Annotated in this window: 2 protein-coding genes; both read right to left on the minus strand. The window is 54.0% G+C overall.

Annotated features, from left to right (window positions below):
- Window positions 1-143: ATP-binding cassette domain-containing protein (locus ACAN55_RS24220; protein WP_379139172.1), on the minus strand; the 143-nt coding region annotated here is incomplete at its 3' end.
- Between the two features lie 3 nt (window positions 144-146).
- On the minus strand, window positions 147-515 hold a 369-nt coding region (locus ACAN55_RS24225), incomplete at its 5' end, for an ABC transporter ATP-binding protein (RefSeq protein WP_379139170.1).

Genomic DNA, 515 nt, shown 5'->3' on the forward strand with positions numbered 1-515 from the left:
GAAAGCGTCTTGAGCAAGGTTGACTTCCCGGCGCCATTGGCCCCGATCAATGTCACAATCTCTCCCTGGTTAACGTGGATACTGAGATCTTTCAGGGCGTGAATGGCTCCATAATATACGTTGATTCCTTCTACTTTCAGCATGCCTTACGCCTCCTGTCCCAGATACGCTTCAATAACTTTCGGATTGCTCCGGATCTCCTGCGGGGTGCCATTGGCAATCAGCATGCCGCGGTCCAGCACATAAATCCGGTCGCAAACCCCCATTACCAGCGACATATCATGTTCGATCAGGAGAATCGTCAGGTCGAATTCTTTACGGATCCAGGCGATGAGATTCATCAGATCCCGGGTCTCATTCGGGTTCATCCCCGCTGCCGGCTCATCGAGCAGCAGCAGCTTGGGTCCAGCCGCCAGCGCCCGTGCGATCTCCAGGCGCCGCTGGTTTCCGTAGCTGAGATTACCCGCCACTTCTTCCGCCTGATCCGCCAGACTGAAGATTTTTAGAATATCCAT

Source organism: Paenibacillus oryziterrae (genome assembly GCF_042610485.1).
In the GTDB taxonomy this organism is placed as follows: Bacteria; Bacillota; Bacilli; order Paenibacillales; family Paenibacillaceae; genus Paenibacillus_AQ.